20 protein-coding genes are annotated in these 26,884 nt (G+C 69.8%); 10 read left to right on the top strand and 10 right to left on the bottom strand.

The features are described 5' to 3' along the window. Nucleotide 1: 1 nt before the first annotated feature. From ACIRRY_RS36770 to ACIRRY_RS36750, 5 genes are read right to left on the bottom strand one after another with little or no spacing between them, the layout of a single operon-like run. Nucleotides 2–1,270, bottom strand: a complete 1,269-nt coding sequence (locus tag ACIRRY_RS36770) for a beta-ketoacyl-[acyl-carrier-protein] synthase family protein (protein ID WP_403981680.1) — start codon at nt 1,268–1,270, stop codon at nt 2–4. After that, nucleotides 1,267–1,731 (bottom strand): SRPBCC family protein, encoded by a 465-nt coding sequence (locus ACIRRY_RS36765; RefSeq protein WP_403981677.1) that lies wholly within the window; start codon nt 1,729–1,731, stop codon nt 1,267–1,269. Before ACIRRY_RS36765 ends, ACIRRY_RS36770 begins: the two co-directional genes overlap by 4 nt. Continuing rightward, on the bottom strand, nt 1,718–5,671 hold the full coding sequence (locus ACIRRY_RS36760; RefSeq protein WP_403981674.1) for an amino acid adenylation domain-containing protein: 3,954 nt from the start codon (nt 5,669–5,671) through the stop codon (nt 1,718–1,720). Before ACIRRY_RS36760 ends, ACIRRY_RS36765 begins: the two co-directional genes overlap by 14 nt. Next, nucleotides 5,668–5,988: an acyl carrier protein gene (locus ACIRRY_RS36755; RefSeq protein WP_403981672.1), complete on the bottom strand. Its 321-nt coding sequence runs from the start codon at nt 5,986–5,988 to the stop codon at nt 5,668–5,670. The genes ACIRRY_RS36760 and ACIRRY_RS36755 overlap by 4 nt, the downstream gene beginning before the upstream one ends. A 50-nt stretch (nt 5,989–6,038) precedes the next feature. After that, nucleotides 6,039–7,871, bottom strand: a complete 1,833-nt coding sequence (locus tag ACIRRY_RS36750) for an acyl-CoA dehydrogenase (RefSeq protein ID WP_403981669.1) — start codon at nt 7,869–7,871, stop codon at nt 6,039–6,041. 747 nt (nt 7,872–8,618) lie between these two features. Between ACIRRY_RS36750 and ACIRRY_RS36745 the strand changes: the two genes are divergently transcribed. The 8 genes from ACIRRY_RS36745 to ACIRRY_RS36710 all read left to right on the top strand — a co-directional run bounded on the left by ACIRRY_RS36745 (nt 8,619) and on the right by ACIRRY_RS36710 (nt 17,796). Further along, entirely contained in the window at nt 8,619–9,125 is a 507-nt protein-coding gene (locus tag ACIRRY_RS36745; protein ID WP_403981667.1) for a MarR family winged helix-turn-helix transcriptional regulator, read from the top strand. Between the two features lie 337 nt (nt 9,126–9,462). Then, entirely contained in the window at nt 9,463–11,076 is a 1,614-nt protein-coding gene (locus ACIRRY_RS36740; RefSeq protein WP_403981664.1) for an MFS transporter, read from the top strand. 104 nt (nt 11,077–11,180) lie between these two features. After that, complete coding sequence (locus ACIRRY_RS36735) at nt 11,181–11,369, top strand: hypothetical protein (protein WP_403981661.1); 189 nt, start codon at nt 11,181–11,183, stop codon at nt 11,367–11,369. Between the two features lie 55 nt (nt 11,370–11,424). Next, entirely contained in the window at nt 11,425–13,101 is a 1,677-nt protein-coding gene (locus ACIRRY_RS36730) for a hypothetical protein (protein WP_403981659.1), read from the top strand. A gap of 107 nt (nt 13,102–13,208) precedes the next feature. Beyond that, entirely contained in the window at nt 13,209–14,141 is a 933-nt protein-coding gene (locus ACIRRY_RS36725) for a UTP--glucose-1-phosphate uridylyltransferase (protein ID WP_403981656.1), read from the top strand. A 107-nt stretch (nt 14,142–14,248) separates the two neighbouring features. After that, a complete protein-coding gene (locus ACIRRY_RS36720; protein ID WP_403981654.1) occupies nt 14,249–15,157 on the top strand; it encodes an RNA polymerase sigma-70 factor in 909 nt (302 codons plus the stop codon). 94 nt (nt 15,158–15,251) lie between these two features. Continuing rightward, the gene (locus ACIRRY_RS36715; protein ID WP_403982005.1) at nt 15,252–16,952 is read left to right on the top strand and encodes an L-aspartate oxidase; all 1,701 of its coding nucleotides are present in this window, start codon (nt 15,252–15,254) and stop codon (nt 16,950–16,952) included. A 97-nt stretch (nt 16,953–17,049) separates the two neighbouring features. Further along, complete coding sequence (locus ACIRRY_RS36710; protein ID WP_403981651.1) at nt 17,050–17,796, top strand: SDR family oxidoreductase; 747 nt, start codon at nt 17,050–17,052, stop codon at nt 17,794–17,796. Nucleotides 17,797–17,879: 83 nt separating this feature from the next. On the opposite strand, the gene ACIRRY_RS36705 is transcribed toward ACIRRY_RS36710, so the two are convergent. Further along, a complete protein-coding gene (locus ACIRRY_RS36705; protein WP_403981648.1) occupies nt 17,880–18,545 on the bottom strand; it encodes a nitroreductase in 666 nt (221 codons plus the stop codon). A gap of 62 nt (nt 18,546–18,607) precedes the next feature. Then, on the bottom strand, nt 18,608–20,197 hold the full coding sequence (locus ACIRRY_RS36700; RefSeq protein WP_403981646.1) for a cytochrome bc complex cytochrome b subunit: 1,590 nt from the start codon (nt 20,195–20,197) through the stop codon (nt 18,608–18,610). A 132-nt stretch (nt 20,198–20,329) separates the two neighbouring features. Between ACIRRY_RS36700 and ACIRRY_RS36695 the strand changes: the two genes are divergently transcribed. After that, nucleotides 20,330–20,905: a hypothetical protein gene (locus ACIRRY_RS36695; protein ID WP_403981644.1), complete on the top strand. Its 576-nt coding sequence runs from the start codon at nt 20,330–20,332 to the stop codon at nt 20,903–20,905. A 17-nt stretch (nt 20,906–20,922) separates the two neighbouring features. Here ACIRRY_RS36695 and ACIRRY_RS36690 read toward each other — a convergent pair whose 3' ends face one another. The 3 genes from ACIRRY_RS36690 to ACIRRY_RS36680 form a co-directional block, all read right to left on the bottom strand. Further along, nucleotides 20,923–21,276, bottom strand: coding sequence for a hypothetical protein (locus ACIRRY_RS36690; RefSeq protein WP_403981642.1), 354 nt, complete (start codon nt 21,274–21,276; stop codon nt 20,923–20,925). A 35-nt stretch (nt 21,277–21,311) separates the two neighbouring features. After that, entirely contained in the window at nt 21,312–22,667 is a 1,356-nt protein-coding gene (locus tag ACIRRY_RS36685) for an NAD(P)/FAD-dependent oxidoreductase (protein WP_403981639.1), read from the bottom strand. Between the two features lie 401 nt (nt 22,668–23,068). Further along, entirely contained in the window at nt 23,069–23,212 is a 144-nt protein-coding gene (locus tag ACIRRY_RS36680; RefSeq protein ID WP_403981637.1) for a hypothetical protein, read from the bottom strand. Nucleotides 23,213–24,016: 804 nt separating this feature from the next. Here ACIRRY_RS36680 and ACIRRY_RS36675 point away from each other — a divergent pair. Continuing rightward, nucleotides 24,017–26,671: an RICIN domain-containing protein gene (locus ACIRRY_RS36675; RefSeq protein ID WP_403981635.1), complete on the top strand. Its 2,655-nt coding sequence runs from the start codon at nt 24,017–24,019 to the stop codon at nt 26,669–26,671. Nucleotides 26,672–26,884 lie beyond the last annotated feature (213 nt).

Here is a 26,884-nt window from a genome sequence, read left to right as displayed (position 1 = left end):
GTCACTTGCCCTTCTCGGCGCGGAAGGTCAGTGCCACGTTGTGACCGCCGAAACCGGCCGAGTTCTTCACGGCGACGATCTGCTCGGGGCCGAGCTTGCGCGGGTTGCCGTGCACCACGTCGACGGAGAGTCCCTCGTCGAGGCGGGTGAAGTTGCGGGTCGGCGGTACCAGGCCGTGGTGGAGCGCGAGGACGGTGGTGATCGACTCGATCGCGCCGGCCGCGCCGAGGCTGTGCCCGGTCATCGACTTGTTCGCGGTGACGGCCGGGCCCTGGTCGGTGTCGCCGAACACCGCCATCACGGCGCGGGCTTCGGCCGCGTCGCCGGGCGCGGTCGCGGTGCCGTTGGCGTTGAAGTGGGCGACCTCCGTGGGGCTCACGCCCGCGTCGGCGAGGGAGGCGCGGACGGCGGCGGCGGTGCCGGTGCCGTTCGGCTCGGGCTGGACCATGTGGTAGGCGTCCGAGGTGATGCCGACTCCCGCCAATTCGGCGTAGATCCGGGCGCCGCGCTCGCGTGCGTGCCGCTCCGACTCCAGGACGAGGATGCCGGCGCCCTCGCCGAGGACCATCCCGTCGCGCTCCGTGTCGTAGGGACGGCAGGCGGACGCGGGGTCGTCGAAGCGCTGCGACAGCGCCCGCATGGCCGCGAACGAGGAGAGGACCATGGGGTGCAGGGGCGCTTCGGCGCCGCCCGCCACCACGATGTCCGCGTCCCCGCGCCGGATCAACTCGGCTGCGGTGACCAGGGCTTGAGTGCCGGAGGAGCAGGCGTTGACGGTGGCGTGCACGCCGAGGCGCGCGTTCACCAGCAGCGCCACGGCCGCCGCCGAGCCGTTGCCCATGGACATCGGGACGGTCATGGGCGGCACGCGCCGCCAGCCCCGCGTCTTCAGGGTCTCCCAGCCGTCGATGATCGAGGTCATGTCGCCCAGGGCGGCGGACACGGCCACCGCCACCCGGCTCGGGGTCACGGAGCCCTCGTCGAGACCCGCGTCGGCCCACGCCTCCGCCGCCGCCACCACCGCGAACTGGGCGGAGCGGCTGAGGCGTCGGCGCCGCTGGTGGTCAAGTCCCGTGCCGGGGTCCACCTTTGCCCGGCCGCCGAGGAACGACGGCAGGTCCTCGGCCCAGCTCTCGTCCGTCAGCAGCGTGAGGCCGCTCTCGCCGCGCAGCATCGCGTCCCAGGTGGTGGCGACGCTCCCGCCGAGCGGGGTGGTCTCGCCGAGGCCGGTCACGACGACCTTCGTGTTCTCTTCGCCACGGATCCTCATCGGTTGCGCGCTCCCTGTCCGAGCTGTGCGGCGAGCTTTCCGGAGTCCTTCTTGACCGAGTTCACGAGCACCTTGCGCAGCAGGGACTTCGGCATGATCCCGAAGTAGTCGCCCGGCTCCACCTCGAACGTCCAGTCCACGGTGGTGGTGCCGTCCTCGCGCTCGGTGTACTCGTAGGTGCCGACGTAGTGGAACGGCCCCTTGAGGGTGTGGAACTTCGAGCGCCGGCCGGGCTCGAACTCGCTGATCTCCACGGTGAATTCCATCCGCTTGCCGATCAGCTGGAACGTGATCTCGTACTGCCCGCCCGGCCGCGCCTCGCCGTTCAGCAGCGTCACGTCCACGCAGGCCGCCTGCCACACCGGGTCCTGGACGGGGTCGGAGATCAGGGCGAACGCCTCGTCGGGCGGCACGGGGAGGTGGAACGCGTACTCGGCCTTGACCTGTTCAGCCTTGGTCATCGTGGGTCGGTCCTTCCATGTGGGGGGCGATCGCGCGGGCCGCCAGCTCCGCGTGCGGCGGGTACATCACCGAGTTGTGGTCCCCGGAGACGTCGATGACCTGCAACTCGCCCTTGATCAGGGCCTCCCAGCCGAGCTTCGGGCCGTAGTCGGCCTCTTCGTCGGCCGCGCGCAGCAGCACCAGGTCGAGTTCGGCCGGTTCGGGGAGGTAGGTCTGCAGGGCGATGCCGTTGGCGAGGTAGGCCTCGAAGTAGCGCAGGATCGTCGCGCGGTCCGCGTCCTCGGCCAACACACCGATGGCGGCGGCCTGTTGGAGGATGTGGTCGAACGCGGCGTCGCCACCGAGGGTCCGCAGCTCGTCCGCCGGGATGTCCAGGGTCTTTCCGGCGGGTACGGCGAGGTCGCGGGCGAACCAGGACAGGATCGTGGAGTCGTCCGCGGACTCCGGGATGTTCTCCTCGATCGGCGCCCGGCTGTCGATGCCGATGACGAACTCGATCTCCTCGCCCTCGGCGCGCAGTTGATTCGCCACCTCGTAGGAGATGACCCCGCCGAAGCACCAACCACCCAGCGCGTACGGGCCGTTGGGCTGCACTTCCCGGAGGAGTTCGATGTAGCGGGTGGCCATGGCCTCCACGCTGATCTCGGCCTCGCCCTCGTTCTGGATGCCGGGCGCCTCGATCGCCAGCACCGGCCTGCCCGGCGGGAGATGACGGGTCAGCTCGACGTAGCAGAAGACGGTGCCGCCGAAGGGGTGGAACAGGAACACCGGGCGCCGCTCGGGCTCGCCCTCGCGCAGCACGACCAGCGGGCCGCGCGCGGTCTCCTGGCCGCCGGACCGGACGATCGCGGCGAGTTCGGCGACGGTGCCCTGCCTGCCGAGCATCACGGAGATCGGGATCTCCACGTCCCACTCGGCACGGATCGCCGAACTGAGCCGGACGGCGAGCAGCGAGTGGCCGCCCACGTCGAAGAAGTGGTCGTGGACGCCTACTTGGGACAGACCGAGGATCTCCGTCCACATCCGGGCGAGGGTGATCTCGGTGGCGTCGCGCGGCTTCTCGAACCCGGCGTCCGAGGCGACCACGGGCTCCGGCAGCCGGTTGCGGTCGATCTTCTTGTTCGCCGTCAGCGGCAGCTCGTCCAGCACCATCACGATGCCGGGCACCATGTACGGCGGCAGGGACACCCCCGCCGCCGACCTGACGTCGGACGTCTTCAACTCGGCGCCGTTCTCCGCGAGTAGATAGGCGACAAGCCGATCGTCACGGACCACGACGACAGCCGTCGAGACGCCGTCGACCGCTTCCAGGACCGTCTCGACCTCGGAGAGCTCGATGCGGTAGCCGCGCAGCTTGACCTGGTTGTCCAGCCGCCCGTGGTGCAGCAGCCGCCCCGCGCTGCTCCAGCGCGCCCGGTCGCCCGTGCGGTACAGCCGCCGGCGCGGCGCGGCGGGCAGCCCGGTCACGAACCGCTCCCGCGTCAACTCCGGCCGGTCCCAGTACCCGACGGCCAGACCGTCACCGCCGATCCACAGCTCGCCGGGGAAGCTGGGCTCCACGGCACGGCCCTGCGGATCGAGGACGTAGAGCTGCGTGTTGTCGAGGGGAGCGCCGATGTCGATGCCCGACGCGGGCTCCACCACACCGGCCGTGGACCAGATGGTCGTCTCGGTCGGCCCGTACACGTTGCGCAGGCTCGCCACCCGTGAGGACAGGAACTCGGCGAGATCCAGGGGGAGTTCCTCGCCACCGCACAGGACGTTCAGGCGCGGTGCGCCCGTCCAGCCGGCGTCGCGCAGCATCCGCCAGGAGGTGGGCGTCGCCTGCATCCAGGTGGCACCGGACTCCTCGATCCGCACCGCGAGCGCGGCACCGTCGGCGGCCGTACCGCTGTCGCACACGACGACCCGGCCCCCGGCCAGCAGCGGCAGATAGAGCTCAAGTCCCGCGATGTCGAAGGAGATCGTGGTGACCGCGAGCAGACTGTCCGCCGCGCCGAACCCGGTGGTCTCCCGCATCGAGACCAGCAGGTTCGTCAGCGCGTGATGGGGGATCGACACACCCTTGGGGCGGCCGGTGGAGCCCGAGGTGTAGAGGATGTACGCCAGGTCGGCGGGGCCCGTGGCCGGGGCGGGGCCGAGGGCGACACCGGTCGGCAGGTCGTCCAGGTCCAGCACCGGCAGACCGGGCAACCGGCTTGAGTGCAGGCCGGTTTGACTGATCAGCAGCCGGGCCTGGGAGTCCTCGGCCATGTAGGTCAGCCGCTCGGCGGGCAGATGGGGGTCGAGCGGGACGTACGCCGCCCCGGACTCCAGCACCCCCAGCAGCGCGGCCACGAGCGGCGCACCGCGGTCCACCATCACCGCGACCCGGTCGCCCGGGGCGATCCCGGCCGTCCGCAGCGCCGCCGCGATCTCCTCGACCGACGTGAGGAGACGGCCGTAGCTCCACTCCTCGTCGCCCGCGACCAGCGCGATCGCGTCGGGCGTCCGGCGCACCTGCTCACGGAAGAGCCCGGGCAACCGGGCGGCGGGCAGGGCGCGTTCGGGCCCCGAACCCCACGCGGTGAGCCGCGCCCGCTGCCCTTCGTCACCGCGCGGCAGGTCGCGCAGCGGCTCGTCCGGGCGGGCGGTCAGGGTCTCCACCGTGGTGACGAAGGCGGCGGCCAACTCCCGTGCCGTGCCCGCCCCGAAGATGTCGGTGTTGTAGCGCAGCACCCCCGCGAAGGCACCGTCGCGCTCCGCGCCCATCTCGACCCACAGATCGGTCTGGCCCTCCTGCTGCGGCAGCGGATACGGCCGCAGCGTCGCGCCCGCGATCGCCAACTCGGCGCCGGGGCCCGGCTCCAGGAGGAAGAACGCGTCCATGTCGTTCAGGAACGGCAGCCGGTCCCAGGCGAAACCGGCCTGGTACAGCGGCGTCCGGCTCGGATCGCGCGGCGGCGCCAACTCCCGTACCAGCCAGGGGAAGGGCAGCTCCTGCGCCCGCATCGCCTCCGACACCCGCTCCCGCGAGGCCGCCAGCGACTGTCGGTACGTCAACTCCTCGTCCACCTCGCCGCGTACGACCACGGTGTTCACGAAGTTGCCGAGCGCGTCCCGGAACTGCCGGTGCAGCCGTCCCGAGGTGGGGGTGCCGACCACGATCTCCGACTGACCGCTCAACCGGCTCAGCAGCACGAAGTACGCGGACAGCAGCACCGTGTACGGGGTCGACGAGGTCTCCCGGGCCAGCCGCCGTACCGCCTCGGTCGCGGCGACGGACAGCGCGAACGGCGCCGAACCACCGTCGTAGGACGGCATGGGCGGACGCGTCCGGTCGCCGTACAGATCCAGCGCGGGCGGTATGTCCGCCAGCCGCTTCGCCTCGGCGTCGAGCAGTGCCCGCGCGTTCTCACCGGCCAGGAAGGACTGCTGGCGGTCGGCGTACGCGGCGAAGATGCCGCCGTCGAGCGTGAACCGGTTCGGCGTGCCCTCCAGCCGGCTGCGCACCTCGGAGAGCAGCAGCGCCAGCGACCAGAAGTCGGCCGCGATGTGATGCATCACCACGGCGAACACCCAGGTGCGCTCACCGGTGCGGTACAAGTGCACGCGCCACAGAGGCGGTTGGGAGAGGTCGAAGGGCGTACGGGTGTCGGTGCGGACGAGGTCCCGCAGCGTCTCCGGGTCCGTTCCGCGTGCGTCGGTGAGCCGGATGTCGAGCGGTACGGCGTCCTGCGTGAACTGCTCAGGTCCCTCCGGACCGGCCCGGAAGCCGATCCGGAGGGCGTCGTGCTCGCGGGTCAGGTCGGCGAGTATCTCCCGTACCCGGACGCCGAGTCGGGTGTCGGCGGTGACCTCCGCGCCGAACACGATGTGGTAGGCGGAGCACCCCGGGTCTGTCTCGTGGATGAACCAGAGGCCGGCCTGCTGGGCGTTCACGGAGTTGGTCGTCGTCATCGCTGACCGTCCGCTGCGGCGGTGGTGGCGGCGATGGGCTCGGCGTTCAGCAGCTTCCACAGCGCCTCGGCCAGGGTGTCCACCGTGGGGTGGTCCCAGAGCAGGTCCACCGGCGGGTCGGTGAGACCGCAGACGTCCTCGATCTCCATGCCCACGGAGAGTGCGGCCATGGAGTCCAGGCCGTAGTCGGTGAAGGGCCGGTCGGTCGCCAACTCCTCGGGTGCGACGCCCGCTTCGGCGGCGACCGCCGCGACGAGGACCTTCTTCACGTCGTCGAACGTCAGGGTGCTGGCGCTGGTGCTGGTGGTGGTGTTCATCGCAGATCGATACCTTCCGGCCGGTATGTGGTGATGGTCAGGGATGATGGTCATGCGGCGGTCGTGGACGCTTCGTCGTCCCGGCCCGCCTCGCGGGCTCCGGGCTCGGCCATCCGCACCGGGCGGACCGAGAAGAACTCGCGGTCGGCGCGCTGCTCGTTCATACGGGTGAACAGCCGCTGGGCGGTGGCCTGTTCGAGGTCGCCGGCCTCGTACTGGTGGACCTGGCGGCGGGTCAGCGCCGCCAGCAGCCACTCGCCGTCGGCGAAGAACCCGTCGAGGTGGTCCCGGTTGAACAGCCATACGCCGAGGGCCGCCACCTTGGCGTGCAGGGAGCTGAGTTCCTCCGCCACCCGGATCAGCCGGGGGTCGGTGGACTTGGTCGAGGTGCCGGTCCTGGTGGGGGAGGGCCGGCCGGCCGTCGAGCGCCGGATCTCGTTCACCCGGGCGAGCAGTGTCGCCAACTCCCCCTGGACTGCGGCGGCTTGGCCGCGCAGTGCGGTCAGCCGGTCCTCGTCGAGGCCGTCGGACGGCGCCAGTCCGGCGAGGCGGTCGATCAGCGCGGGGAGGCTGGCGAAGGTGGCGTCCCGGCCGCGCCCGAACACGCTCACCCGGTGCGGTTCGAAGTCGGGCAGCTCGGCCCGCAGGTCGTACAGCGGACGCCAGTCCGTGTCCGCATCGTGCCCATGTGCCTTGGCCAGCGCGGGGAGTTGGAGCGCGAGACTGTCCAGGCAGACCGGCTCGCTGCCGTCGAAGACCGAGACGACGGCACCGTCACGGAGCATCTTCTGGAACGTGCCCACGTGTTCGGCGGCCCGCAGGAAGTAGCGGGCGCCCAGCGTGCGGGCCAGCACCTTGCTGTTGGTGTCGACCAGCCGGGCCACCTGCACCTTCGCGAGGTTCCCCCAGATGCTGAACTGCTCGGTGTACAGGTGCAGTCCGCGCATCGCCACGAGGCTCTCGCACTCCGCGACCAGCAGGCTCAGGTAGGCGTTCGCGAGAGACTCGGTGACGTACGGGATCTCGTTCGCGGGACCGTCGTAGAGGATCCGGTCGGACAGGAAGTCCGCCACGGTCCGCAGCATGGTGTCGCCGGTGCCCAGGGAGAGGCCGGTGCAGAAGGTGCGGGTGATCAGCAGGCCGCGCAGGGCGAGTTCGAGGCCCTCGCCCTCGGCGCCGAGCCGGGAGGTGGCCTCGATGCGAACGTTGTCGAAGGCGACCCCGCTGATGTCGCAGCCACGCAGACCGTAGGTCGGGACGCGGGGGACGCCGGTCACCTCGCCGGAGACGACCTGCGAGCGGTCCACCAGGAACATGGACTGCTGCCGCTTGGCCGGGGTCCGCTCGTCGCCCGTGATGCCGAGCAGGACGACATGGGTGGAGGTACGGCCCCGGTTGATGGGCCACTTCTCGCCGGACAGGACGTACTGGTCGCCGTCAGGGGCGGCCGTGAACCGGTTGGCGGCCAGGTCGGCGCCGTGCCCCGGCTCGGAGTAGGCCAGACATGGGACGACCCCGCCGCGCAGCACCGTGGCCGCGTACTTCTCCTGCTGCTCGGCGTCGCCGCCGATCCAGGCGAGCATCATCCACACCTGGGTGCTCTCGCTCACCGCGACGTTCATGTCCCGGCGGGCGATCACCCGGGTCAGCATCAGGATGTCCTCGGCGGCCCGGAGATCGCCGCCGAGCCGCTCGGGCACGAAATACCGGTTGAACCCGAAGGCGCGGACCTGGTCGATGCCGGCCGACGGGAGCTCGTCGCGCTCGTCGAGCGCCAGCGCCCCGGCGAACGACAAGGCGTTGGATTCCACTTCCGGGTCACCGAGCCAGCCCTCCAGAGCCTCCGCGAGGGCGGCACTCGACGCTTTATTTGAGCTTTCCATGAGCTTTCCATTCCATGTCTGAGAGGGCAGTGGCGTGATGGCACAGCCCTGCCCGATAAACGGACCTGAAAGTGGACGTGCGTATGTGACTGATGGGCACACCTGAATGCACGTCGCGATGGAGAATGCAGGCGAAAAGAGCGCACGGCGTGGCTGTACAAAGAGCGCAGCACTGTGCGTAAAAGTCAGCTAGATGGTGTCTGACCTGCGCCGATTGGCGCTATTTTCCTCGTCGTCAGCGTTGTCCGATATGACAGCTGATGGAATGTTGAACCATTTTGAAACCCCCGTTGCGCGAAGCGCGGTTTCGTCCCCGTGTTCTTCCCCGTATGCGGCCCGGTCGCAGAATGCAATGTTCTGGCCAGGCGCTTCGAGAGCGTAGCAGGCGCGCTACTTGGTGCCACGTGACTCAGGTCACGCGGCGTTTCTGTTTCTCTGCTCGAACGTTCGGTTCTGTGATCGATCACCGAGTGGCTGACCTCGATGGTCGCTGGAGAACGGCTCGTTCCATTTCGCGGGATGCGGACGACTCCATTCCGTCGAATTTTGCGTCGGCTTAACATCCGGGGGCCTGTCGTGAGTGGCGGACCGATGAATTCCGTATGGCCCGGGTGTCTCCGCGGGGCGACGGGAGCGCCGGGGCGGTCGCTCGCGGCCGGGTCGATTCCCCTGGTGGTCGGGGGTTCGGTCGCGGAGGAACGTTGTATCTTCGATGGTGGAGATTGCAACGATCGAAGGAGCCGGCTCATGGTGCGCAGCAGTGGCAGCGGCAGTGCCGCCGTGGAGCAGAACGGGGCGTCGCCCCGGAAGGACTTCCTGATCGCCGAGCGTCCCGGCTATCTGCTCCACAAGGCGGGGCTGGTGCTGGTGGAGGACGTGGAGAAGGCGCTGGGTGCGGTCGGCATGCGCATCCGCTACTTCTTCGTGCTGGCCGCGCTGGCCGGTGGGCCCGAGCTCTCCCAGCAGGACCTGAGCCGGCTGCTCAACCTCGATCCGACCACGGTCGTGACGGTGATCGACGAGATGGAGAGCAACGCGCATGTCGAGCGCCGCCGCAACCCCGCCGACCGCCGGCGCTACAACCTGATCCTCACCGAGACCGGCCGCGAGGCGCTCGCGACGGCGGACCGGGTGGCCACGGAGGTCGAATCGGCCTTCTTCGGCGCCCTCTCGAAGGAGGAGCAGGCCGTGCTGCGCAAGATGCTCGGCGTGCTGATGGCCGGCCGCTGGCCCGCGTCGGTCTGCTCGGACTGACCCGGACTGACCCGGACTGACCCGGACTGACCTCGGACCCGTCTCGGACCGGTGTGGCGCGGCGTGGACTTGACGCGGCGCGTCCGCCAACTGACGTAGTACACACAAGAGTTGACGCAGAACACCCATGAGTTGACGTAGCCCGCCCTCGCATTCGTCCCAGCCCGTGGTGCCGACCGGCACCGCGGGCTTTGTCGTTGCCCGGGACGGTCACTCCGTGTGACGAGTTCGCCGTGACCGACCGTGGTGGCATTGACTCACGGCTTTCCAATCATCTAGATTTCCATCATCTAGAGATCCCAAGGTCCAGAGTTCCTGTTGATTGGAAGGTCCCCGCATGTCCGCAGAACGCGCACCCTCTCCCACTAGGTGGTGGACACTCGGGATCGTCGCGTTGGGCTCGTTCATGCTGATGCTCGACCTGAGCGTGGTCTCCATCGCGCTGCCGCAGATCCACAAGTCGCTGGGCAGCAGCTTCGCCGACCTGCAGTGGGTCTTCGACGCCTACGCCCTCACGCTGGCGATCTTCCTGGTCGCGGCGGGCTCGCTCGCCGACCGGATCGGCCGCAAGAAGCTCTTCCAGGTCGGCTTCGCCATCTTCACCGCCGCGTCCCTGGCCTGTGGACTGGCCGACGGAGCAGGGGAGTTGAGCTGGTTCCGGGCCATCCAGGGGGTCGGCGCCGCCATCATGTTCGCGGTCGGACCCGCGATGCTCAGCCATGAGTTCCACGGCAAGGAACGGGCCACCGCGTTCACCGCGTTCGGCGCCGCCGTCGGCCTCGCCGTCGCCACCGGACCGCTCATCGGCGGCTCGCTGATCAACTCGCTGTCCTGGCGCTGGATCTTCTACATCAACGTGCCGGTCGGCGTCATCGCCATCCTCATCGGCGCGCTGCGCGTCCGCGAGTCCCTCAACAAGCGCGCCCACCCCACCGATTGGGCCGGCCTCGCCACCTTCAGCCTCGCGCTCGGCGCCCTGGTCTACGCCACCATCCGTGGCCCGGTGGAGGGTTGGACCAGCGGCAACACCCTCGGCCTCTACGCGGCGAGCGTCGTCTTCCTGGTCGTCTTCGTCGCCATCGAGCGCCGGCTCGGTGAACGCGCCCTGATCGACCCGGCGTTCTTCCGCAGCCCCACCTTCGTCGGCATCTCCCTCGTCGCCATGATCGGCAACGCGGGCGCCCTGCCCTCGGTGTTCTTCGAGACCAGCTATCTGGAGAACATGCTGCACGTGGACGCATGGGGGACAGGTCTACGGTTCCTGCCGCTGACCGGCGCGATGTTCGTGGCCGGCGCACTCGGCGGCGGCCTCATCGGCAAGGTCCCCTTCCGGTTCCTGCTGGGCGGTTCGACCCTGGTCATGGCCATCGGCATCCTGTGCCTGAACCTGACCGAGGCCGACTCCTCCTGGACCGTGCTCGTCCCCGCGCTGGTCATCTCCGGCCTCGGCATGGGCGCCTTCAACCCGGCCCGCGCCGCGCTGGCCATCGGGGTCGCCGAACCGGCCAAGTCCGGTGTCGCGTCCGGCATCAACGAGACCTTCCAGCAGGTCGGCATCGCGGTCGGCATCGCCGGCATCGGCGCGTACTTCCAGCACACCGTGTCCCAGGACTTCACCTCCTCGGCCGTCGGCAAGCAGCTCGGTGACGGCGCGGCGGAGAACGCCGCTCACGGAATCAGCGCCGGTGGCCTCGACGCCGTCGCCCAGGCCGCGGGCCCGCTGCGCGAGAAGGTACTGGCCGCCGGACAGGACGCGTTCATGAACGCCTTCCACGGAGCGATGACGCTCAGCGCGATCCTCGGCTTCGTCGCCGCGATCATCGGCTTCACGATGCTGCGCACGAAGGACCTGCACGCCAGCGCCCTGTCGACGATCCCGCCGGACATCGACGAGGACGGCGAGGTACGCCCCGACGACGCGTCGGACCTCGCGGTCGGCGCGCCGGCCTGACGACACCGCGCGGCTGAGAGGCCCGCCACGTTCACCGTCCCGGTGGCCAATCCCCCGCGCCACCGGGACGGTTCTGGGGTGTCCGGGGCTGGTGGGCCGGGGTTGTGGGGCGAGCGGTCCGGCAATCCCTCGCGCTGGAAGCCGTAGGTCTGCGGGAGGCGATGGCGGAACTCCCGTACGGGATCGAGACGTTGCCGGCCCGCGAGCCGTGGGGCGGCGCCGAACTGTCCGGCGGGCTGCGCGACGCCGTCCATGAGGAACCCGGCCGCTGCCCTGTCGGAGCACGGAACTAGAGTTCTCGATCCTCGAGTTCATGCTCGAAGCCGGTCGATTCCCTGGGGGACCATCGTGAGACGCAGCACCCTGCTGGTGGCAGCCACCGCAACCGCCCTGTCCGCCACCCTCTTCACGGGCGGCCTGTCCCCGGCCCGGGCGGACAACGCCTCCGGTGGTCCCGTCCTGTCCGACGCGGACGGCTGGTACGAGCCGGGGCTGGTCTTCGTGACCGCACACTCCACCAGCCCCCTCACCCACATCACGGCGCACTTCTATCCGGTGGACGCACCGGCGGGGGAGCCGGAGGCCGGATCGACCGAGGACTTCACCCAGTACACCGGAGAGGACGCGAGCTCAGGCACCTGGCGGGCGCCGGTCCACCTGGCCGATCTCGGCGACTACCGGGTGACCGTCGACATCGAGGACGCCTCCGGAGCCACCGTCACCGGTGCGGTCTCCCCACACGCACTGCGGTATCAGACCCTCATCACGATCCCCGGCCTGACCGCCACCCCCGCCGTGCCGGACTACCTCCACCAGCAGGTCTCCGTCAGCGGCACCGCCCTCGCCACGGACCCCCGCCACCCGGACACCTCCACGCCCGCCGCCGGCGTACCCGTCGACATCGAGACCGGGCGGGGTCGGGTGACCGCGACCACCACGGCCGACGGTCGTTTCACCGCCGCCTTCGTCCCCACCAGGACGTCCGTCGACCTGACCGCCACACCCGGGGCCTCCGTCAACTACCCGGGCGCGATCGACCTGTCGAGCCCCCAGCAGCATCTGCGCACCACGCAGGCACCGGTCCGTTTCACCGCGAGCACGCACGCCCTGAACCTGAGGCAGGGCGCCACCGGCACCGTCACCGGCCGCGCCGAGATCCAGACCGCCTCGGGCTGGCAGCCGCTGCCGCACACCAGCGTCGGGCTCTTCGGCACCACACCCACCGGTTCGGACTTCGTCGCCGGTCTGACGACCACCGACAGCCAGGGCGCATACACGCTGCGCGTGTCCTCCGACAACGCCGCTCCGACCGCCCAACTCATGCTCGGCACCACGGACTTGCCCTTCCAGCAGTTCGCGACCGAACCCTTCAGCCTCCACGTCGCGTACACCACCCACATCGACGCGACCGCGGAGCTCACCGACACCTCGTCCCTCAAGGTCTCCGGCTACGTCTACTACGAGGACGCACACGCGCACTGGCCGGCCAAGCCCACGGTCACCCTTCAGTACTCCAAGGACGGCAAGAGCGGCTGGAAGAACGCCACCACCATCCCCATCAAGCTCCGTTACAACAAGCCCCTGTTCGAGGAGGACTTCGCCCGCACCCTCACCACGAAGACCACCGACGCCTTCTGGCGCGCCCGCTTCGACGGCAACCCGGACCTGGAGACCAACACCACCAAGCCCGTGCACCTGGTCCGCTACGCCACCCGTATCACCGGCTTCCACGCCACCCCCGACAAGGTCCGCAAGAACCAGCCGTTCAGTTTCGCCGGCACGCTCCAGTACAAGAACGGCACCGCCTGGAAACCGCTCGCCGGCGGTGCCCCCACCCTCTACTTCAAGCCTCGCGGCTCCACCAAGTACCACTACGTCACCGAACTGGGCTCCGACAGGCACGGCCACCTCATCGGCATGGAGACCGCCGGACAGGACGGCACCTGGGCCCTCGCCCTCAGCCGCCAGACCGGAGACCGGTACCTGAAGAGCGCCCAGGTCACCGACTACGTCGACGTCCGGTGAACCGACCTCGGCGGTGGGCGTTGGTAGCGTCGGCACGTCGTGCCCTCCGGTACGACGACGTATGACATACGACTACGACGTATGAGCCTCGACCGGAGAGAGACGCGATGTCCCCCACGATTCGCAGGGCCGTGATTCCCGCCGCCGGGCTCGGCTCCCGGCTGCTGCCCCTGACGAAGGCGACGCCGAAGGAGATGCTGCCGGTCGGTGACAAGCCGGTCATCGAGCACACCGTCCGCGAACTGGTGGACTCCGGCATCACCGACATCACCATCGTCGTCTCGGGCGGCAAGTCCCTGATCCAGGAGCACTTCCGCCCCAACCCCGCCCTCGTCGAACAGCTCCGCGAGGACGGCAAGACGGCCTACGCGGACGCCGTGGAGGAGGTCGCGGAGCTGGCCCGACAGGGTCACATCACGTACCTCGACCAGTATGGTCCCTACGGCAACGGCACCCCCGTACTGAACGCGGCCCGGTCCTTCGGCGACGAACCGGTGCTCGTGCTGTGGCCGGACGACGTCTTCGTCGCCGAGGTCCCGCGTGCCCAGCAGCTGATCCGCGCCTACGAGCAGACCGGCTGCCCGGTGCTGGCCCTCATGCCGATGGACCCCGTCGACTCCCAGCGCTACGGCGTGCCCGTGGTCAAGGAGGACCTCGGGGACGGTCAGCTGCGCATCACCGGTCTGGTCGAGAAGCCCGAGCCCGCCGCCGCGCCGTCGGCGTACGCGGCCATCGGCGGCTATGTCGTCACGCCCGGAATCATCGACGAACTGCGCGAGCAGACCCGCCGCTGGTACGAACTCAGGACCGGCGAGGTCTATCTGACCGACGCCATCAACGCCTACGCCGCCTCCCGCGCGGTGTACGGACAGGTCATCCAGGGCCGCTGGTACGACACCGGCAATCCGGCCGACTACCTGGTCGCCCAGATGGCGTTCGCGCTCGCCCACCCGCAGTACGGGCCCATCGTGCGCGGCCTCGTCGCCGAACTCGACGTCGACCCTGCGGCCGTCGCCCGCGAGGCGAAGACCGGTACCTGACCGGCCGTACGACCTTCAGCGTCTTGACCTGCGCCGCCGGGCCGCGCACGCCCGCCGTAGCATGGGCAGGGGCTTGCGCGAACCGGGTCGGAACGAAGGCGGCACGCATGGGTATCGGGGACGGCACGGGCTCCCTCGGCGAGGCGACGGATGTGTTTCTGGCGGTGCGTCCCCAGCTCTTCGGTATCGCCTACCGTGTGCTCGGCAGTGTCACGGAGGCCGAGGACGTGGTCCAGGAGGCGTGGCTGCGGTGGCAGCGCGCCGATCGTGGTGTGGTCCGGGAGCCGAAGGCGTTCCTCGCCACTGTCACCGCCCGCCTCGCGCTCAATGTCGCGCAGTCCGCGAGGGTGCGCCGCGAGTCGTACATCGGGCCGTGGCTGCCGGAGCCGGTCGACACGCGCGCGGATCCGCAGTTGGGTGCCGAGCGGGCGGAGGCGCTCGACACGGCGGTGCTTCTCCTGCTGGAGCGGCTCAACCCGGTGGAACGGGCCGCGTATGTGCTGCGGGAGGCTTTCGACTATCCGTACCGGCAGATCGCGGACATGCTGGAGACGAGCGAGACCAACACGCGCCAGTTGGTGAGCCGTGCGCGCCGGCACCTCGCGTCGGAGCGTCGCAAGCCTGTCGACGCGGTCGAGCACCGACGGCTGATGGAGGTGTTCCTCGCGGCGGCGCAGACCGGTGATCTGGCCGTGCTCGAAGGCATTCTCGCGGAGGACGTGGTCAGTTACACCGACGGGAACGGGCTGCGTGGGGCGTCCAGGATCCCGGTCGTCGGGCTGGTGCACGTCTCCCGCTACCTGGCCGCTTTCGCGCCGCGTTTCTGGCCGGGCAAGGAGATCCGCTGGGTCGAGGCCAACGGCGGGCCGGCCGCCCTCGTCACGGCCGGGGGGACGCCGGTGCTGGTGCTCACCCTCGACATCTCGGAGCGTGGTGTCGAGCGGGCCATGTGGGTCATGAACCCGGAGAAGCTGGCACCCTACGTGGCCTCTCTGGACGGCGGCGCCACGTCCTGAGCTGTCACAGATCGCGGGGCCGCCCGGTCGTAGGGGGTGAAGACCCCAGTGATCGGAGTGGACCGTGGCTGTCACCGAACAACGTCTTGCCACCATGGTGCTGGTGATCGGCACCGGAGGGGCCGGCCTGCGGGCGGCCGTCGAACTGGCCGAGGCCGGTGTCGACGTCCTCGCCGTCGGCAAGCGTCCCAAGGACGACGCCCATACGGCGCTGGCGGCCGGCGGCATCAACGCGGCGCTCGCCACCATGGACCCCGAGGACAGCTGGCAGCAGCACGCCGCCGACACCCTCAAGGAGAGCTACCTCCTCGCCGATCCCCGCACCGTGGAGATCGTCACCCAGGGCGCCGCCCGGGGCATCGAGGACCTGGAGCGCTACGGCATGGCTTTCGCCCGGGAGGAGGACGGCCGGATCTCGCAGCGTTTCTTCGGCGCGCACACCTTCCGCAGGACCGCGTTCGCCGGTGACTACACCGGCCTGGAGATCCAGCGCACCCTCATCCGCCGTGCCGAACAACTGGACATCCCGGTGCTGGAGGGCGTGTACATCACCCGGCTGCTGGTGCACGAGGGCGCCGTGTTCGGCGCGTACGGCTTCGACCTCAGGAGCGGACGGCGCTACGTCATCCACGCCGACGCGGTCGTCCTGGCAGCCGGCGGTCACACCCGCATCTGGCGGCGCACCTCCTCGCGGCGCGACGAGAACACCGGGGACTCCTTCCGGCTGGCCGTGGAGGCCGGGGCCAGGCTGCGCGACGCCGAGCTGGTGCAGTTCCACCCCTCCGGCATCATCGAACCGGAGAGCGCAGCCGGCACCCTGGTCAGCGAGGCCGCCCGCGGCGAGGGCGGCATCCTGCGCAACGCGCTCGGGGAACGCTTCATGTCCCGCTACGACCCCGAGCGCATGGAACTGTCCACCCGCGACCGGGTGGCCCTGGCCGCGTACACGGAGATCAAGGAAGGGCGCGGCACGGCAGGCGGCGGGGTCTGGCTCGACGTCTCCCACCTGCCCCGGCAGACGATCATGACGCGGCTGCCCCGCGTCTACCAGACCCTGATGGACCTCCAGATGCTGGACATCACCCGCGAGCCGATCGAGATCGCGCCCACCGCGCACTACTCGATGGGCGGTGTGTGGGTGCGCCCCGAGGACCACAGCACCGACGTACGCGGCCTGTACGCGATCGGCGAGGCGTCGAGCGGACTGCACGGCGCCAACCGGCTCGGCGGCAACAGCCTCATCGAACTGCTGGTCTTCGGCCGCCTCACCGGCCGGGCCGCCGCCGCGTACTCGCAGTCCCTCACGGCGCAGCCGCGCTCGGCGTCCGCCGTCGCGGAGGCCCGCGCTGAGCTCGACGGACTCCTCGCCGCCGACGGGCCCGAGAACGTACGCGCCCTGCAACGCGCCATCCGCGACACCATGACCGAGCACGCCGGCGTCGTACGCGACGAGGACGGCCTGCTCGCCGGACTCGCGGAACTCGCGGTGATCGAGAAGCGCATGGAGGCCGTCGGCATCCACCCGGACATCGCGGGCTACCAGGATCTGGCGCACGCCTTCGACCTCAAGTCGGCCGCGTTCGCGGCCCGGGCCACCCTGGAATCGGCGCTGGAGCGGCGCGAGACGCGGGGCTGCCACAACCGCAGCGACTACCCCGGCCAGGACCCCGCGCTGCGGGTGAACCTCGTCTGGTCCCCGACCGCGGGCGTCACCCGCGAGGACATCCCGGCCGTCCCCGACGAGATATCCGCCCTGATGACGGACGTCTCGACCGCGGGGAAGCTCGTCGAATAGACGTCCCACAGAAGTCCGACGGGAGGTGTCACAGACAGAGCGCGTGCCCGGTCTTCAGTAGGTACAGGCATCAGGAACACCCGAAAGGAAGTCCGTCATGAAGGTCGTAGTGATCGGTGGAACCGGGCTCATCGGCTCGAAGGTGGTCGCCGGGCTCGGCGAGCTCGGGCACGAGGCGGTCGCGGCGGCGCCCAGCACCGGCGTGAACACGCTGACGGGCGAGGGACTGGCCGAGGTCCTGAAGGGCGCGTCGGTGGTCGTCGACGTGTCGAACTCGCCCTCGTTCGAGGACCAGGCGGTCATGGACTTCTTCCGCGCCTCGACGGGCAACCTGCTGAAGGCGGAGACCGAGGAGGGCGTCGCGCACCACGTGGCCCTGTCCGTGGTCGGCACCGAACGCCTCCTGGGGAGCGGGTACTTCCGCGCCAAGCAGGCCCAGGAAGACCTGATCAAGGCGTCCGGCAACCCCTACTCCATCGTCCACGCCACCCAGTTCTTCGAGTTCGCGAAGGGACTCGCCGACGGGGTCACCCAGGGCGACACCGTGCACCTGCCCGACGCGAGGATCCAGCCCATCGTCTCCGACGACGTGGCCGCGGCCGTCGTCCGCGCCGCGCTCGGCGACCCGGTGGGCGGCGTGGCGGAGGTCGCCGGTCCCGAGGCGTTCCGGCTGGAGGAGTTCATCCGGATGGGACTCAGCGCCCAGGACGACCCCCGCAAGATCGTCACCGACCCCCAAGCGACGTACTGGGGCGCCGAGCTGCAGGACGACACGCTCCTGCCGGGACCGGACGCGCAGATCGCCGGGACGCGGTTCGCCGACTGGCTCGCCCAGCAGAAGTAGGGATCAGTAGAGAGTGACCGTTCCGGGTGGCCCTTTCCTTCGAAAGGGCCACCCGGAGCTGTTTCGGCAGCACGATCGCGGTGCTAGCAGTCGACGAACGTGACCGTCTCCGTGAGAGGAGCCCTGCCCGTACGGGAGTTGTCGACCGTGACGTCCTCGTACCCGATCGACATGCCGCAGAACAGCGTGAGTTCGTCCGGGGGCGACAGGAACTCCGCGACGCTCCCGCGGAACTTCGCCCAGGCCATCTGCGGGCAACTGTGCAGTCCTTCGGCGCGTAATAACAGCATGACGGTCTGCAGGAACATGCCGGTGTCGGACCACTGGGCGGGGCCCAGATCGCGGTCGATGTAGCAGAACAGGGCGGTCGGCGCACCGAAGCAGTCCCAGTTCGCGGAGGCGGCCCGCTGGCGCGCCTCGATGTCCTCGCGCGGGATGCCGAGCGCGCCGTAGCGCTGCTCGCCGAAGGCGGAACGGCGTTCGCGGTAGGGGGACTTGAGCGTCGGCGGGTACTGCTCGTACTCCGGTTCGTCCCAGGGGTCACCCGTGGCCAGGCGCTCGCCGGCGCGCTTCTTGATCTCGGCCAGCGGCTCGCCGCTCACCACGTAGGCGCGCCACGGCTGGATGTTCGACCCGGACGGCGCCCGGGCCGCGGCGGACAGCACGCGCTCCAGCACGTCCCTCGGGACCTCCCTTTCGGTGAACCCGCGTACCGCCCGCCGGCTCGTGACCGCCTCGTAGACGTCCAAGACCGTCCATCTCCTCATCTGCTCGACATGCGCTCAACTGCCCGTCTCTGCAACGGACTTGGTCACCGGTGCACTTCTTCGGCCGGTATTTCCCTGCCCTCGAACTCCCGCGCCGTGGGTTTGGTGATCTGCGCGTTCTCGCCGTAGAGGCGCTCGCTGAGCCGGGCGCGCAGATTCCGGGTGCCGGGGTCGATCGGGCGGTACTGCTCGTGCTGGGTGAGAAGGTGCAACTGTTCCTGGTCGAGCGGCTCGTGGACCTCGACGAACTCTCCGTCGGGCAGGCGTTTGACGATCCCGGTCTCGCGTCCGTGGAGTACTTTCTCGCGGTCGCCGCGCTGAAGTCCGAGCGCCCATCGCTTCGTCAGGGAGTACGCCGCGACCGGCACGACGAACAGACCGATGCGGACGGCCCATGTCACCGACTCGACCGAGACATGGAGTCGGACGGCGATGATGTCGTTCCCGGCGCCGATCAGGGCCACGGCGTAGAAACTGAGCCAGGAGACGCCAAGTGCCGTGCGTACGGGCCGATTTCGGGGTCGGTCCAGCAGGTTCTGCTCGCGCGCGTCCCGGGTCACCCAGGCCTCGATGAACGGGTAGACGCCCAGGGCGAGGAAGAAACCGACGCCCGCGGTCAGCGGAATCAGATTGTCGAGCGTGAGGGTGTGACCCCAGAGGCTGATCTCCCAGCCGGGCATCACCCGCAGCAGTCCGTCGGCCACGCCCATGTACCAGTCGGGTTGCGAGCCGGCCGAGACCTGGTCGGCGCGGTAAGGCCCGTACTGCCAGACGGGGTTGATCTGCGCGACCGCGGCGATGACCAGGACGGCGCCGGTCACCAGCAGGAAATACCCGGCGGACTTGACGGCCCGTACCTTGGCCGACACCCCCACGATGTTGCTGTTGGTGCGTCCTCGGCCCGGGTACTGGGTGTGCCCGTGGTGGAGCACCAGGGCCAGATGCGCGATCAGGAGTCCCACCATGAGGGCGGGGATGATCAGCACATGGATGGTGTTGAAGCGCGCCACCAGATCGTGGCCCGGGAACTCGCCCCCGAAGAGGAACATCGACACGTACGTCCCGACGACGGGGATGGACAGGATCGTTCCGTTGACGACGGCGAGGCCGGTGCCGGAGAGCAGATCGTCCGGGAGGTCGTATCCGGTGAGGCCCGCGAACATGGCGAGGACCAACAGCAGGAATCCGAAGAGCCAGTTGACCTCGCGCGGCTTGCGGAAGGCGCCCGTGAAGAACACCCGCATCATGTGCGCGAGCAGGGAGGCCACGAAGATCAACGCCGACCAGTGGTGGGCCTGCCGGATCAGCAGACCGCCGCGGACGTCGAAGGAGATGCGCAGGGTCGAGGCGTACGCCTCCGACATCATCTGGCCGCGCAGCGGTGCGTAACTGCCGTCGTACCGCACCTCGTTCATCGACGGGTGGAAGTAGAAGGTCAGATAGACACCCGTGACGAGGAGAATGACGAAGCTGTAGAGGCAGATCTCCCCGAGCAGGAACGACCAGTGGTCCGGAAAGACCCGTCGCGTCTTTGCGCGGATCAGGCGGCGGACACCCAGACGTCCGTCGGCCCAGTCGGCCACTCTTTCGCCCTTTGTCCGTACGGCCTTTCGGTCCCCTTCGAGATCCTGCATGGTCACCTCGTTCGGCGGTCAAGGAAGAGCGCGGTGCTGCCCTGCCTTTAAGACCGGGCGGCCGCCGCAGGTGTGACACGCGGTCGCCGCGACCCGTGTCACAAGGTCCGGGGGTCCCCGGTCTCACGGGGTATGGCCGAGGGCGCCGTTCCCCGGTCCTGGCCGGCGAGGACGGTGGGCGGGATCTGCCTGGGCCTGCCGGGGTACGGACAGCCGTCGGACGTGGGGGAGGGCGCCGACCCCCGCACGGAGCCCGACCTTGCCGTACTCGCCGAACGGGCAAGGCGGTGGCTGGAGTTGGAGCGCACCCGCGCGACCACACCGCGGCAGCACGACGGTGTGGTCCGTGCCGTGTGCCGGGCCTGCGTCACCGAGGACGGCGAATTGCTCGCGTCGTTGGTGTGCCCGGACGTCACGGCGGTCTTCGACGGCGGCGGCAGGATACGCGCCCTGACCGGACCGGTCCACGGCGCCCGGCCGGTCGCCGACAGCCTGCTGAGGCTCCTGCCCCGACGCCCGCACACGACCCTGACCACCCACTCCGTCAACGGCCGCACCGGCCTGGTCGCCCGCTACGGCCATCAGGTCGCCGCCGTCATCAGGATCGACGTGGCGAACGACCGGGTCGCACAGTTCTGGGTCGTGCTCAACCCCGACGAACTCCGCTCCTGGAACCGGCCCCGCACCCACGGCGGTGGCGGCCGGTGAGGGTCCACACCCGGCGGTCAGCGTGACGAGCCCAGGATCACCGCCACGCAGGCGCTCATCGCCAGGGTGATGAGGGCCATGGAGACGAGGGTGCCCCGCAGCCAGTGCCGGATCCGGACCCGGTGCTGCGCCTCCAGCGCGGCGACCTGCTCGGCGACGCGCTCGGCGATGTGGTCGGTCACCATGCGGGCGACGCGTCGCTGCTCGTCGACGTACCACGTGCCGATGTCCCGCTTCTGCGCGGCGGTGAGCCCCTCCACACGCGTGGCGAGGCCGGCCACGCGGCGGCGCGTCGCTCCCAGGTGGGCCTCCTCGTACAGGAAGCCCTCGATGTCGGGCAGCCCGCGAGCGGCCTCCTCGCGTGCGGTCATGGCGTACCCCCGACGGGAACGGGGACCCCGCGTCGTCATGCCGTGCTCCCCTCCTTCGTCCGGTCGGTGCCCGGGCCCTGCGCGCGCCCGTTCGTGACGAAGGCGTCGCGCGGGTGCTGCACGGAGGCGAGGGAGACGAGGTCCCGGCCGGTCAGGGCGGCCGTGAGCCAGACCGCCAGCACGCGGATCTTCCGCTCCCAACTGGGCACCGCCAGCACGTGATAGCCCCGGTGCATCAGCCAGGCCGGGAAGCCCTTGATGACGATGCCCTTGTACTGGAAGATGCCCCGCCCGAGCCCCAGCGTCGCCACCACGCCCAGGGTGCTGTGGCGGTAGTTCCGCACGCGCCGCCCGCGCAGGTCGGCCACGAGGTTCTTCGCCAGGAGCCTGCCCTGTCGTACGGCGTGCTGGGCGTTCGGCACCGTGCGGGCGCCCGGCACCGGCGAGGCCAGGTCGGGGATGGTCGCGTCGTCCCCGGCCGCCCACACGTCCTGCACCGGTGCGCTGTCCGTGCCCACGCGCAGGTCGGGACGGACCAGGAGCAGGCCGCGCTCGTCGACCGGCAGGTCCGTGTGGTTGTGCACGACCGGGTTCGGGGCGTTGCCTGCGGCCCACACGATCAGGGTCGAGTCGTACTCCTGGCCGTCGGAGAGGACGACATGACCGTCCTCGGCGGACAGCAACTGCGTGTTGAGGTGGACTTGCGCGCCACGGCGTTCCAGGTGGCGCACCACCCACGCACCCGGCTTGTCGCTCACCTCGGGCAGGATGCGACCGCGGGCCTCGACCAGGTGGAAGGAGAGGTCGTCGGCGGTCAGTTCGGGATACGACCTGAGCATCGCGGTCGCCAGCGACAGCAGTTCGCCGAAGCCCTCGACGCCGGAGAACCCGCCCCCGACGAACGTCACGGTGAGCAGCTTGCGCCGCTCGGGGCCGGGCGGCAGCGACGTGGCCTGGTCGAACGCGGTCATCAGCCGGTCCCGGATCGCCACGGCCTCCTCCACGTGCTTGAGGCCGATGGCCCGCTCCGCGAGTCCGGGGACGGGGAAGGTGCGGGTCACGGCACCGGCGGTGACCACGAGGATGTCGTAGCGCAGCTCGTAGGCGTCTCCGCGCACCGGGCGGACGGTCACCGTACGGTCCGCGTTCCGGATCTCGGTCACGGTTCCCGCGATCAGCCGGGTGCGGCCCAGATGGCGCCGCAGCGAGACGACGGCGTGCCGTGCCTCCACCGAACCGGCCGCCACCTCGGGCAGGAACGGCTGATAGGTCATGTACGGGCGCGGGTCGACGACCGTGACCTCCGCCTCGTCCGGACGCAGCTTCTTCTGCAGGCCCCACGCGGTGTAGAAGCCCGCGTAGCCGCCGCCGACGATCAGGATCTGTCGCATGATTCCCTCTGCTTCGTTGTCCGTCACCAGGTAGACCGCGCGGGGCGAGCCGATGTGACACGCGCTTCGCGGTATCGGCGGACGCCGTCGCGAGGGTTTTCCGCGGTCCGGTCACAGCGGGTAGACGGGCCCCACCGTGGATGCGGGCGTCGTCGCCCCCGCCAGCACGTAGTAGGTGTGGAAGCCGGGTCCGGGCGCCGGTGGCGGCCATCGACAGGCGCAGACCGTGGTAGTCGTCCTCGTCGCGTGGACCGGCCGGTGCGGCGGGCCAGGTCGCGCAGGTCGTGGTGGACGCGGCCGACGGTGCTGTCGCGTATGGGGTTGGCCGTCAGGCAAGCACCGCCCCAACGGCGGGGCGGATGACGGAGAGAGCATCCAACTCGCTTGCGGCATGCTGGAGTTCACGGCGCCACGGCGTCGCCCCGGCGCATCGCGTCGATGGCGCCGCGGACGGCGTGTACCGCCGCGAGGATGTCGTCGATGAGCTCATGCAGGGCCAGGGCGGACCCACCGCACACGACGGCACGCGGGGCCCGCGTGCACACGGCGAGCAGATCCGGATGCTTTTTTTTGGGGGGCTCTGCCGGCGCCGAAAGACAACAACGCGCTGCTCAGGCCCCCCACCCCCTCAGCACTCGATGATGTTCACCGCAAGCCCGCCCCGAGCCGTCTCCTTGTACTTCACGGACATGTCGGCGACTGTTGATCACGCGTTTGACCTGCGCATTTGTCATGAGCGGGTTCGTCTTGAGCCATGTCGGGGACTTTTCGGGGACTTCTTGCCGAGGGCTCCCTGCGAAGTGTCCGACGATACGTGACGTACCTGCGGGCGTCGGGTCGTTGGTGTTCGTGCAGGCCTCCGATCGCTTCCGTGAGCCCCCGTGCTCGTAATGCGTAGGTCTCGGGTTCGGATCCCGAAGGCGGCTCCAAGGCGAATCCAGGGTCAGGCCTACGGCTGGGGAATTTCCCCTTCGGGTGGCCATGGAATTCTCGCTAAGTGGGGCATGCGTGCCCTGCGATGGCGACAGGCGATCAGTTTGCTGCGCGACCTTGGAGCACGGGCTTCCGCCCGGCCGTGTGCGGGGGAAACGGCCCGTACAGGAAACGGCCCGAAGGACGCATGGGGTGTGCGTGGACGCTATGTAGCGCGCGACAACTGTGCTGGACCGAGGAGACGGTTCTACAGCTCAGTCCCGCTGAAGCATCCCCGACAGCGTCAGACAGTGAAGAGTTTCCGGCTCGCGGCAACCTTTGCGGTGCCTGTGACCACAAGGAGTCGGATCCGGCCAGTCCCGGTGGCCGCGATCCGCTTTTCCTCCGTGAACGGTATGCAAGGAGAGCACCTCCCCATGAAGAACCCCACGCACGGCGAGCGCCGCGGGCGTCACCGCCGTCGCTGGACTGCCACCGCTGTGCTGCTCGGCGCGCCCCTCGCCGTCGTGCCGTACCTCCTGTTCGTACAGGAGGACTCACAGGCCGCGACGGTCGACGGCAGTGCCTACTACGAGCTGGTTTCCGTGCGCAGCGGCAAGGTGCTGGACGTCAACGGCTTCTCCACCGCCGACGGCACCCGGATGCAGCAGTGGACCGACCAGCACACCGCCAACCAGCAGTGGGAGCTGAAGTCCGCTGGGGACGGCTACTACGAGCTGGTGAACCGCAACAGCGGCAAGGTGCTGGGGATAACGGGCGATTCGACCGTCAAGGGAGCTGCCGCCGAGCAGCAGACCGACAGCTCCTCCACCGCCCAGGAATGGAAGATCGAGGAGGTGAGCGGTTCCGACGCCGTCACCGTCACCTCACGCAGGAGCGGCCAGGTCCTGGACGTCTCCGGAGGCTCCTCGGCCAACGGGGCGGCAGTCATCCAGTTTCCCGGCCTGGGAAGCACCAACCAGCAGTGGAAGCTGGTGAAGATGGCCGACCCCCTGGCGGGCGGAGCCGGCAGCGCGGACGCCAAGCCTGCGTCCGGACCGTATGCGTGGAAGAACGCCCAGGTGGTGGGCGGCGGTTACGTCACCGGACTGGTGTTCAACCAGAAGGAGAAGGGCCTGCTGTACGCGCGCACCGACATGGGCGGCGCCTACCGCTGGGACACCGGGGCGGAGCAGTGGATCCCGCTGACCGACTGGCTCGGTGAGAAGGACTGGAACCTGCTGGGCATCGACTCGCTGGCCACCGACTCCGTCGACCCCAGCCGGCTCTACCTCGCGACGGGCACCTACACCAACGAGTGGGCGGGCAACGGCGCGATCCTGCGCTCGACCGACCGGGGCCGTACCTTCCAGCGCACCGATCTGCCGTTCAAGGTGGGTGGCAACGAACCCGGCCGGGGGGCGGGCGAGCGGCTCGTGATCGACCCCGCGGACCACGGCACCCTGCTGCTGGGCACTCGCAAGAACGGCCTGTGGCGCAGCACCGACTACGGGGTGACGTGGCGTCAGGTCTCGTCGTTCCCCGTCAAGGACGGGGCGGGCAGCGGCGCGGGCATCTCCTTCGTGACGTACGGCCAGGCCGGCAGCAACACGGTGTACGTCGGCGTCAACGACAAGTCCACGCCTTTGTACCGTTCGACCGACGGCGGCAGCAGCTGGCAGGCCGTTTCCGGGCAGCCCACCGGCCAGATGCCGCAGCACGGTGTGGTCTCCGGTGACGGGTCGCTGTACCTGTCCTACAGCAACAGCATCGGCCCCATGGACGCGACGGCGGGCTCGGTGTGGAAGTACACCGCGACCAACGGCGCGTGGAAGAACATCTCTCCCTCGCAGGGCAGTTACGGGTTCTCCGGTTTGGCCGTCGACCCGCAGGAGCCCTCCACGGTGATGGTCACCACCCTCGACCGCTGGTGGCCCGAGGACGAGATCTACCGCACCACCGACGGCGGTACGACCTGGAAGGCGCTGGCCGACGCCTCGCAGCGCGATGCCTCCGGCGCTCCGTACGTCGGCACCCACACCGGGCACTGGATGACCGCGCTGGCCATCGACCCCTTCAACTCCGGGCACGTGCTGTACGGCACCGGCAACGGCATCTGGCGCAGCAAGGACGCGGGCGCCTCCGACAGCGGTGGCACCAGCCACTGGGCCGCCTCAGGGGCCCGCGGGCTGGAGGAGACCTCGCTGGCAGACGCGATCGCCCCGCCCGGCGGCGCCACCGTCATCACCTCCATGGGCGACCAGGGCGGCTTCCGCCACGACTCCCTGACCGAGGTGCCCGGCGGACGGATGAAGAACCCGCTGATGAGCAGCAGCACCGACATCGACTTCGCCCAGTCCAACCCCTCGGTGATGGTCCGTGTCGGCACCGGCGGCGCGCAGGACGGCGCCTACTCCACCGACGGCGGCAGCACCTGGAACGGCTTCACGGCCGAACCCGTCCCCAGCGCGAACAGCGGCCATGTCGCCCTCTCGGCGGACGGCTCCACCATCGTCTGGGCCGAATCAGGTCAGGCCCCTTACCGCTCGACCGACAAGGGAGCGCACTGGTCGAAGGTCAGCGGCCTGGGCACCGACGCCGTCGTCGTCGCCGACCGCTCCTCGGCCGGCACCTTCTACGCACTGACCAACGGCACACTCAACGCCAGCACCGACGGCGGCGCGACCTTCACCCCCCGCGCCACCAACCTCCCCTCCGGCCGGCTCACCGCCGTCCCCGGCTTCAACGGCGACCTGTGGATCGCCGCCGGTGACAGGGGGCTGCTGCACTCCACCGACGGCGGCCGCACCTTCACCACACTCAGCACGGTGAAGTCCGCCTCCGCCCTCGGCTTCGGCAAGGCCGCACCGGGCGCCGACTACCAGGCCCTGTACCTGATCGGCACCGTCAAGGACGTCACCGGAGTCTTCCGCTCCACCGACAAGGGCGCCACCTGGCTCCGCATCAACGACGACGCCCACCAGTGGGGCGCCATCGGAAGCGTCGGCGTCATCACCGGCGACCCCGACACCTTCGGGCGCGTCTACATCGGCACCAACGGACGCGGTCTGCAGTACGGCGACCCGTCCTGACCCCGATGCTCGGGCGGGGCCGCAGGCACAACAGCCTGCGGCCCCGAGTGTCCGCAGCGGCGTCGTAGTGCGTCGCCCCGGACCCACAGTGAAAGTCCACGAAAGAAGAAACCCCAGCCGCCGTGCGGCTGGGGTTTCTTCGAGGCGGTGAGCGTCGGTCCGCAGATGGAGCCGCCCACGCCGTGAACCGCTTGTCTCCGTGCTGGCAGAACG

The organism is Streptomyces sp. NPDC101776, from assembly GCF_044766845.1.
Taxonomy (GTDB): Bacteria; Actinomycetota; Actinomycetes; order Streptomycetales; family Streptomycetaceae; genus Streptomyces.
The sequence above is the reverse complement of the archived record's forward strand: the minus strand, read 5'-3'. Positions and strand labels throughout refer to the sequence as shown.

Excerpts from the sequence above, each read along its gene's own strand:
- ACIRRY_RS36770 (WP_403981680.1), bottom strand. The coding sequence starts at position 1,270 with ATGAGGATCCGTGGCGAAGAGAACACGAAGGTCGTCGTGACCGGCCTC.
- ACIRRY_RS36765 (WP_403981677.1), bottom strand. The coding sequence starts at position 1,731 with ATGACCAAGGCTGAACAGGTCAAGGCCGAGTACGCGTTCCACCTCCCC.
- ACIRRY_RS36760 (WP_403981674.1), bottom strand. The coding sequence starts at position 5,671 with ATGACGACGACCAACTCCGTGAACGCCCAGCAGGCCGGCCTCTGGTTC.
- ACIRRY_RS36755 (WP_403981672.1), bottom strand. The coding sequence starts at position 5,988 with ATGAACACCACCACCAGCACCAGCGCCAGCACCCTGACGTTCGACGAC.
- ACIRRY_RS36750 (WP_403981669.1), bottom strand. The coding sequence starts at position 7,871 with ATGGAAAGCTCAAATAAAGCGTCGAGTGCCGCCCTCGCGGAGGCTCTG.
- ACIRRY_RS36745 (WP_403981667.1), top strand. The coding sequence starts at position 8,619 with ATGGTGCGCAGCAGTGGCAGCGGCAGTGCCGCCGTGGAGCAGAACGGG.
- ACIRRY_RS36740 (WP_403981664.1), top strand. The coding sequence starts at position 9,463 with ATGTCCGCAGAACGCGCACCCTCTCCCACTAGGTGGTGGACACTCGGG.
- ACIRRY_RS36725 (WP_403981656.1), top strand. The coding sequence starts at position 13,209 with ATGTCCCCCACGATTCGCAGGGCCGTGATTCCCGCCGCCGGGCTCGGC.
- ACIRRY_RS36720 (WP_403981654.1), top strand. The coding sequence starts at position 14,249 with ATGGGTATCGGGGACGGCACGGGCTCCCTCGGCGAGGCGACGGATGTG.
- ACIRRY_RS36715 (WP_403982005.1), top strand. The coding sequence starts at position 15,252 with ATGGTGCTGGTGATCGGCACCGGAGGGGCCGGCCTGCGGGCGGCCGTC.
- ACIRRY_RS36710 (WP_403981651.1), top strand. The coding sequence starts at position 17,050 with ATGAAGGTCGTAGTGATCGGTGGAACCGGGCTCATCGGCTCGAAGGTG.
- ACIRRY_RS36700 (WP_403981646.1), bottom strand. The coding sequence starts at position 20,197 with ATGCAGGATCTCGAAGGGGACCGAAAGGCCGTACGGACAAAGGGCGAA.
- ACIRRY_RS36695 (WP_403981644.1), top strand. The coding sequence starts at position 20,330 with ATGGCCGAGGGCGCCGTTCCCCGGTCCTGGCCGGCGAGGACGGTGGGC.
- ACIRRY_RS36690 (WP_403981642.1), bottom strand. The coding sequence starts at position 21,276 with ATGACCGCACGCGAGGAGGCCGCTCGCGGGCTGCCCGACATCGAGGGC.
- ACIRRY_RS36685 (WP_403981639.1), bottom strand. The coding sequence starts at position 22,667 with ATGCGACAGATCCTGATCGTCGGCGGCGGCTACGCGGGCTTCTACACC.
- ACIRRY_RS36675 (WP_403981635.1), top strand. The coding sequence starts at position 24,017 with ATGAAGAACCCCACGCACGGCGAGCGCCGCGGGCGTCACCGCCGTCGC.